Annotated in this window: 7 protein-coding genes; 6 read left to right on the plus strand and 1 reads right to left on the minus strand. The window is 70.9% G+C overall.

Annotated features, from left to right (window positions below; translation table 11 throughout):
- The 3 genes from HMPREF3121_RS07090 to HMPREF3121_RS07100 all read left to right on the plus strand — a co-directional run.
- The coding region (locus tag HMPREF3121_RS07090; protein ID WP_141743023.1) for a FecCD family ABC transporter permease at positions 1–643 on the plus strand (643 nt) is incomplete at its 5' end.
- Positions 640–1,494: a heme ABC transporter ATP-binding protein gene (locus tag HMPREF3121_RS07095; protein ID WP_083291418.1), complete on the plus strand. Its 855-nt coding sequence runs from the start codon at positions 640–642 to the stop codon at positions 1,492–1,494. The genes HMPREF3121_RS07090 and HMPREF3121_RS07095, both read left to right, overlap by 4 nt.
- A gap of 26 nt (positions 1,495–1,520) precedes the next feature.
- Complete coding sequence (locus HMPREF3121_RS07100; protein WP_070521514.1) at positions 1,521–2,183, plus strand: biliverdin-producing heme oxygenase; 663 nt, start codon at positions 1,521–1,523, stop codon at positions 2,181–2,183.
- Between the two features lie 94 nt (positions 2,184–2,277).
- Here HMPREF3121_RS07100 and HMPREF3121_RS07105 read toward each other — a convergent pair whose 3' ends face one another.
- Complete coding sequence (locus tag HMPREF3121_RS07105) at positions 2,278–4,338, minus strand: M13 family metallopeptidase (RefSeq protein WP_070521517.1); 2,061 nt, start codon at positions 4,336–4,338, stop codon at positions 2,278–2,280.
- A gap of 110 nt (positions 4,339–4,448) precedes the next feature.
- Here HMPREF3121_RS07105 and HMPREF3121_RS07110 point away from each other — a divergent pair, with 110 nt between their 5' ends.
- The 3 genes from HMPREF3121_RS07110 to HMPREF3121_RS12715 all read left to right on the plus strand — a co-directional run bounded on the left by HMPREF3121_RS07110 (position 4,449) and on the right by HMPREF3121_RS12715 (position 7,521).
- A complete protein-coding gene (locus tag HMPREF3121_RS07110; RefSeq protein ID WP_141743024.1) occupies positions 4,449–5,063 on the plus strand; it encodes a hypothetical protein in 615 nt (204 codons plus the stop codon).
- Positions 5,063–5,980 carry a PrsW family intramembrane metalloprotease gene (locus tag HMPREF3121_RS07115; protein ID WP_070521523.1) on the plus strand — a complete coding sequence of 306 codons (918 nt, stop codon included), beginning with the start codon at positions 5,063–5,065 and terminating at the stop codon, positions 5,978–5,980. Before HMPREF3121_RS07110 ends, HMPREF3121_RS07115 begins: the two co-directional genes overlap by 1 nt.
- Before the next feature lie 167 nt (positions 5,981–6,147).
- The gene (locus HMPREF3121_RS12715; protein WP_070521526.1) at positions 6,148–7,521 is read left to right on the plus strand and encodes a glycoside hydrolase family 25 protein; all 1,374 of its coding nucleotides are present in this window, start codon (positions 6,148–6,150) and stop codon (positions 7,519–7,521) included.
- Positions 7,522–7,724 lie beyond the last annotated feature (203 nt).

Raw genomic sequence — 7,724 nt, forward strand, 5'->3', positions numbered from 1 at the left:
CGCCGGCGCCTTCGCCGGTGGCGCGCTGGCCACCGCCGTCGTCGCCGCCACCGCCCGCGGCGGCCGGGACGTCGCCCGCATCATCCTCGTCGGCGTCGCGGTCAACGCGGTGTGCGGCGGCCTTGTGTCGGCTCTGACGTTCATCGCCGAACCGGCCGCCCGCGACCGCATCGTCTTCTGGCAGATGGGCAGCTTCGCCGGCGGCGACTGGACGTCGACGGCCATCGTCGCCGCCGCCACCGTTCCCGCGGCCGCCGTGTTGTGGGCCCTGGCCCGACGCCTCGACCTGCTCGGTTTGGGGGAGGCCCAGGCCGGGCATCTGGGCGTCGACGTCGTCACGCTGCGTCGCGTCGTCATCACGTTGACGGCGCTGGTCGTGGCGGTGGGCGTGGCGTTTTCCGGCATCATCGTGTTCATCGGCCTCGTCGTCCCGCATGCGCTGCGGCTCATCCTCGGCCCCGGCCATGCGGCGCTGCTGCCGGCGTCGCTGCTCGGCGGCGCGTTGGTGGCCACGCTGGCCGATCTCGCCGCGCGCACCCTGGTCACCGGCGCCGATCTGCCGCTGGGCATGCTGACCTCCCTGGTCGGCGGCCCCCTGTTCTTCTGGCTGCTGTTGCGCGGCGGACGGGCGGTGCGGCGATGAAGACCCCGAGCCTGCGCGACATCCTGCCCGAGATTCCGTGCCCCGCCGACTCGCGGTCGAGGCTGTCGGCGCGGGGCGTGACGGTCCGCAAGGGTGGGCGCGTCTTGCTTGACGACGTCACCGTCCACGCACCCCGCGGCCGCGTGACGGCTCTCGTCGGGCCCAATGGCGCCGGCAAATCGACGCTGCTGGCGGCGCTGTCGGGCGACGAGGCACCCGATTCCGGGCGCATCGAACTCGATGGCGCGGATCTTCACGCCGTGCCGATCCGCGACCGCGCCCGCCTGCGCGCCGTGCTGCCCCAATCTCATCCGGCGACGGTGCCGTTCACGGCGGGAGAGGTCATCGAATTCGGCCGTTCCCCCTGGGGAGAGGCGGATCCGGAGCTGCGCCGCCGCGTCATCGACGACTGCGATGTGGCGCATCTGCTCGACCGGCCCGTCACAGTCCTGTCCGGCGGGGAACTCGCCCGCGTGCACTGCGCCCGCGTGCTGGTCCAGGACACTCCGGTTCTGCTTCTCGACGAACCCACCGCCGCCCTCGACCTGCGCCACGCGGAGGCGATGCTGAGGCTCATCGGCGCCCGCGCCCGCGAGGGAGTCGCCGTCGTCGTGGTCCTCCACGACCTGGCCGCCGCCGCAGCCCACGCCGACGACATCGTCGTCCTCGACGGCGGCCGCGTCGTCGCCGCGGGAGCCCCGGCCGACACGTTGACCGCCGACCTCATCGGAGAGGTCTACGGCCTCGACGTGGAAGTCCTCGCCGACTCCGGCGGCAACCCCGTCATCGTGCCCGCACGCGGACGGCACCCCACGCCGACCGCAACCGAACACCCGAACCACCGACACTGAACCACCGACACCGAAGGAGGGGCGACATGCTCCGGACGACCACCGAACGACTGACCATCCGACTCCGCGAAGCCACCGCCGCCGTCCACGACGACGCCGAAAACTCCGGATTCATGACCGCCCTCCTCGACGGCGAACTCACCCCCGGCGCCGCCGCCGACCTGGCCGGGCAGCTGTGGTTCATCTACGGCGCGCTCGAGGATTCCGTGCGCGCCGTCGCAGACACCCCGGAGGGCGCCGCGATCGCCGACGCACGTCTGGAACGCCATGACGCGCTTGAACGCGACCTGGCGTTCCTGGTCGGGCCGCGGTGGCGTTCGTCGATCGAGGCGCTGCCGTCGACCGCCGCCTACGTCAACCGCCTTACCGAACTCGGCCGCAACCGCGACGCATCGGCGCTGCTGGCGCACCATTACGTCCGCTACCTCGGCGACCTGTCCGGCGGGCAGATCATCGCCCGACGGCTCCGCGACCACTACGACATCGACGGCGACGGGGCGAGGTTCTACGACTTCTCCGCCGTGGGCAAGATCAAGCCCTACCGAGACGCCTACCGCGACCGGCTCGACGCCCTGGACCTCCGCGGCGACGTCCGCGACCGCATCGTCGTCGAAGCCGTGCTGGCGTTCCGCATGAACACCGCGCTGTTCCGCGAGCTCGACGCGCGACACCGCCCGCAGGCGGCGTAGCCGCCGGAGGGGCGCCGCCGGGTCGCGTTGCCGCCGTTCGGGGTGGGGGCGCCGACGGCTGAGACTGAGGCGTTGCCACCGCTCCCGAGTGCGGCTACCAGATGGTCACGCGCTCGGCGGGATCGCGCCACATGCCGTCGCCCGGCTGAACATCGAAGGCGACGTGGAACTCGTCGATGTCGCCGACGATGACGTTGCAGCGGAACTCCGCCGGCGAGTGCGGGTCGATGGCGAGGTACTGGCGGCTCATCTCCGGGCGGATCGCCGTGCGCCACACCAGCGCCCACGACAGGAACAACCCCCGGTAGGCGGCCGGGTCCTTCTCCACGGAGGTCTCCCGCCCCTGGTCGGCGAGCCAGCGGCGGTACGCGACGACGGCGATGCCCAGGCCGCCGAGGTCGCCGATGTTTTCGCCGAGCGTGAACTTGCCGTTGACGCCGACCCCGGTTTCGCCGAGTTCGCGCAGGCCGGTGGGCACGAGGCCGTCGAACTGTTCGACCAGCTTGTCCGTCAACCCCTCGAACGCGGCGCGGTCGGCGTCGGTCCACCACTGGTTGAGGTTGCCGTGGCCGTCGTACTGCGACCCCTGGTCATCGAAGCCGTGGCCGATTTCGTGGCCGATGACCGCGCCGATCGCCCCGAAGTTCGCGGCGGCGTCGGCGTCCGGGTCGAAAAACGGCGGCTGCAGGATCGCCGCGGGGAACGTGATGTCGTTGACCACCGGGTTGTAGAACGCATTGACCGTCTGGGGCGTGGCGAACCACTCGTCGCGGTCGGCCGGCTTGCCCAACTTGGCCACCTCATAGTCGTGGCCGAAGGCGGACGCGCGGCGGACGTCGTCAAGCAAGGAGCCGGTCAACTCGAGGCCCTCGTAGCTGCGCCACTTGTCGGGGTAGCCGATCTTGGCCTTGAACAGGCCGAGCTTCTCCAGGGCGCGCTCGCGGGTGGCCGGCGTCATCCACTCGAGGTCGGTGATGCGCTCGCGGTACGCCTCGAGGAGGTAGTCGACGAGCCCGAGCATCCGTTCCTTGTGCTCCGGCGGGAAATGCCGGGCGACGTACTCCTTGCCGACCTCCTGGCCCAGCGCCCCCTCGACGAGGCCGACGCCGCGCTTCCAGCGGGCGCGCAGCTCCTCCGCGCCGGACAGGGTCTTGCCGTAGAACTCGAAGTTCTGCTCGACGAACGCCGCGCCCAGGTACGGCGCCCGCGCCTTGAGCACCCGCCACAGCGCCCACAGGCGCAGGTCGTCCACGTCGGCGTCGCGCCACACGCGGGCCAGGTGCTCGAGGTAGGTCGGCTGCATGACGACGATCCGGTCGATGTCCGCAGCCTCCTGGCCGTCCGCTTCGGCGTCGACGCCCATCTGCGCGAACCAACGTGCCCAGGGGAACCCGGCCGGCAGGTCCGTCAGGGCGGTGAGGTTGTAGGTGCGCACGGCGTCACGGCTGGCGACGACGTCCCAATGGCCCTCGGCGAGCGTCGTCTCGAAGTCGACGATGCGTCGGGCGGCGTCGGGCAGGTCGTGCAACGGGAAGGAATCGAGGCCGTCGAAGCCCTCGAAGTCGCCGGCGCAGACCGTGGAATCCTCCAACAGCTGCAGCATCGACTCGACGTGCCCGCGGTAGGCGGCGAGCGTCTCGGCGTGGGCTTCCTCGCGGTAGTAGGCCTCGTCCGGCAGGCCGAGACCGGCCTGGACCAGGTAGAGCATCGCCTCGTCCGACGACGAGTCCTTCTCCACCCAAAACGCCGCCGGGCCGGTCACGCCAGTGCGGTCGAGGGCGCCGAGCGCCTCGGCGAGATCGTCGCGATCATCGACGTCGATGGCGGCGACGTCGGGCGCCAGGGCATCGATGCCGGCCGCCTCGATCGCGGCTTCGTCCATGAAACCGCCGTAGAGAACGCCGATGCGCGAATCCGCCGGGGCGTCCTCGACGATCGCGCGGACCGCCTTCTCGGATTCCTCGCGCAGCTTGTGGAACGCGCCGTCGACGGCGCGGTCGGCGGGAATGACGTGCGAGTCGATCCACGCGCCGTTGACGTGGCGGTACAGGTCGTCGGCGGGGGAGGGCACCGGCTTGGCGGTGGCCCCGGAGTCGGTGGCGGAAGCGGCGGTCGTGGCGTCGGAGGAACTCGTGGTCACGTTCTCGTCTGTCATGCGGCCCAGTTTAGGGACGGCCCCGGATCCGGTGCTCGACGACGCCGTGGCCTTGAGGTTTCCGACGTGGATGGCGCTCGACTGCGGGGACCCCGTGGCATCATGGGCGGATGGATCACAACCGATTCGGGGCAGGCGGGGGAAGCCGGGGTGCCGGGCGCATGGTCGCCGTCGTCGGTGCGGTGGCGCTCGCCGCGTCGCTGGCGCCGGTGGCTCTGGCGGCCGGACTGTCCGCGACGAAGGGCGAGGAGGCGGCGTCGCTCGAGTCGGTGCGCACGGTCGTTCTCGGCGGCGACGGCGCCCCCTTCGCCGCGTCCTTCGACGTCCGAGACGGCGAACCCGACTGCACGCGCGAGTTTGCGCTGACGATCGGCGCGCACCAGTTCACGTGCGGTGACGTCGTCATCGAGACCCGATCCGCCGTGGACGTCGAGGACCTGCCGCGCTTCGGCGCCCGCGCCCTGCGCGCCACGCTGTTCAGCGACGACCCGGCCCCAGAGCTGCGGCCGGCCGAAACCCCGCACGCGCCGGGCCTGATCGCCTGGTCCGGTTCGCCGGTGGAGGACGTCTACGGCACCGTGTACCGGGTCATCGTGCTCGGCGAGGAGGACGATTACGACGAGGCCGGCGCCTCCGCCATCGTCGCCATCGTGTCGGGCGACGGGGACGCGGTCGACGCCGCCGCCGCGACGATCCTCGCCGATGTCCGGGCGGGTGAGAAGTGATGGGTCTGCCGATGAATCCTCCGCCGCACCCCGACAACCAGCACTGGCCCGCCGCCGCCCCGAATTCCCGCCCCGGCGCGGCGCCGTCCCGCAACATCTGGGCCTTCCTCGTCATCGTGCCGCTCATCGCGGCGGGCCTTGCGGCCAACGTGGTGTCGTTGATGGTGTTCGGCCTGATCACTCCCGTGTCGCTGGGATTCGGTGCGGTGGTGTCGACGGCGGTGATTGGACTGGTCTGGTGGTTGCTGTCGCGCAGCGTCCTGTGGCGTCCGGCCGGTGCGTGGCCGTTGCTGGCGTTGGCGTGGGGTGCTGGGGCGTCGTTCGTGTTCGTCATCTCCGTCGCCGATTCGATGACGACCATCGCGACGGCGCTGGGGTGGGAGGCCGCGGAGGCGTCGCTGGCGGGGGCGTGGCCGGAGGAGGTCGGCAAGTCGTTGGGCATTGCGCTGATCCTCCTGGCTCTGCCGCGCCCGTGGAACCGTCCGTGGGACGGCCTGCTCGTGGGCGTCTTCGCGGGGTTGGGTTTCGAGCTCATCGAAACGATCCAGTACGGAGCCTCCGGAGCGCTCGACGACCCGAACTCCGACGTCGCCGGTCTGCTTTCCACGTGGTTGGTCCGTTCGATCTTCGGCCCCGGCCTGCACGTGTTCTTTTCGGGCGTGGCGGGATTCGGCGTCGGGGTGGCGCTGTTGCATCCGCGCTTGACGACGCCTGCGCGGTGGGCGTTCGGCCTCGGCGGCCCGGGTGCGGCGTTCGCGATGCACTTCCTGTGGAACTACACGTGGCCGGACGCGTGGGGCGTGTGGTGGTACGCGACGCTATGGGCGCTGTGTGGTGTGGCGCTGGTCGCGTGCTGGCGTGCGGCGAAGAGGATGGAGAAGGTCTCCCGTCTCTCCGTCGACGAGGCCGGGCGGTAATCACCGGAAATTCGGGGCGCATCGGGCGAAAAGGGTCTCCGTAGGCGTCGTCAAGCAGGAATTCCACTGGCTCAAGCACGAAAACCCCAGTAAAAATACGGTCCGGGGCATGTTATTGGTGTTACTCGTGTGACTAGAGAGGCAATTGTGCCGTATGGTGGTGAACCATGAACCTCCGCACCGTGACCTTCCCCGCGTCCCGGCAGCGTTCGGGGGCACGCCGTGGCCGCGCGAACGCACTCGTCGCCCTCGCCGCCGCCCTGCCCATGGCCCTCGGCCTCGTGGCCCCCGCACCCGCCGACGCCTTCACCGCAACGTCGCCCACCGGCATCGACGTCTCCAAGTGGCAGCGCCCCAACGGCGCCAAGCTCAACTGGGAGCAGGTCGCCGCCTCCGGCGAAAAGTTCGCCTTCATCAAGGCCACCGACGGAAAGGAAGGCCTGAGCACCTACTTCGCGGAAGACTCCAAGGCCGCCCACGACGCCGGCCTGATCATCGGCAGCTACCACAAGGCCCACCCGGACCGCGATGCCATCGTCCAGGCCGACGCCTACGCCGAAGCCCTCAAGCTGCAGCCCGCCGACGCCCGTACCCTGCCGCCCGTTCTCGACATCGAGCTCGACGCCGGCATGTCCCCCGCCGCCCTGGAGAAGTGGACGGCGACGTTCCTCCAGCGCGTCGAACTGAAGACCGGCCGCACGCCGATGATCTACACCTTCCGCTGGTTCTGGTCCGTCAAGATGGGCGACACCAGCGCCTTCACCGGCTACCCGCTGTGGTTCGCCGCATACCAGAACACGCCGCCGACCAACCTGCCCGGCGGCTGGGACGAGCCCCTGTTCTGGCAGCGATCCAGCACCGGCCGCGTGCCCGGCATCAACACCCCGGTCGACTTGAACACCTTCAACGGCACGAAGGCCGAGCTCGACGCCCTCGCCGCCGGTGCGGCCCCCGAGGGTGCCGGCGCCACCCGCGACGACAAGTCCGACGCCGTGAAGACCGGCGAGCGCCGCGCAGAAACCGAGGAAGACACCGGAGTCGACGCCGACGCCGTGTCCCCGCCGTCCGGCCGCGCCGCGCCGGGTGCGGGCAGCCTCGACACCGCCGGCATCTTCGGCGACGACGCCGCCGACGAAGACGACGCCACGACCGGCGGCGACGAGACCGCCGACGTGATCGGCGGCGACGACGCGACCGGGACCGACTCCCCGGTGGCCACCTCCGAGCTGGTCGACGCGATCATCGAGGCCGTCAAGGCCGGTTCCACCAACGCCGACTTCAGCGAGAGCATCGCCGCCGTCCGCGACGCCGCCGACGCCGCCGGCCTGGACCAGGCCCAGATCGACCTCCTGATCGCCTTCCTCGAGCAGGCCATCGGCTCGGGCAACGTTCCCGAGGACCAGCTGGAGGAGATCGGCGAGACAGCGCCGGCCACCGACGAGGCCGAAGAGATCAACGACGGCAAGACGGATTCGCGCGAGGTCGTTGAGCTGGCCACCTACTCCGACGTGGTGGCGCTGCTGGCGGGCGCGACCCGCTAGTCGGTCGGCGGGCGCGGTCCGAACGCGATGCCCCACCATGTCACGGGGTGGGGCGCCCGGCCGCCACGGCCGTATGCCACCGCCGAATGCCACGGCCTTATACGACGGCCATGCGCCATCGAGGTCCAGGGGAAGGGACCTCGGTCCGGTGCGGCCGAATGAACCCGACGCGCGGTCGGGGCCCTGGGGAAGGGGCCCCGACC

The sequence above is a fragment of the Corynebacterium sp. HMSC11E11 genome (genome assembly GCF_001807025.1).
In the GTDB taxonomy this organism is placed as follows: Bacteria; Actinomycetota; Actinomycetes; order Mycobacteriales; family Mycobacteriaceae; genus Corynebacterium; species Corynebacterium freneyi.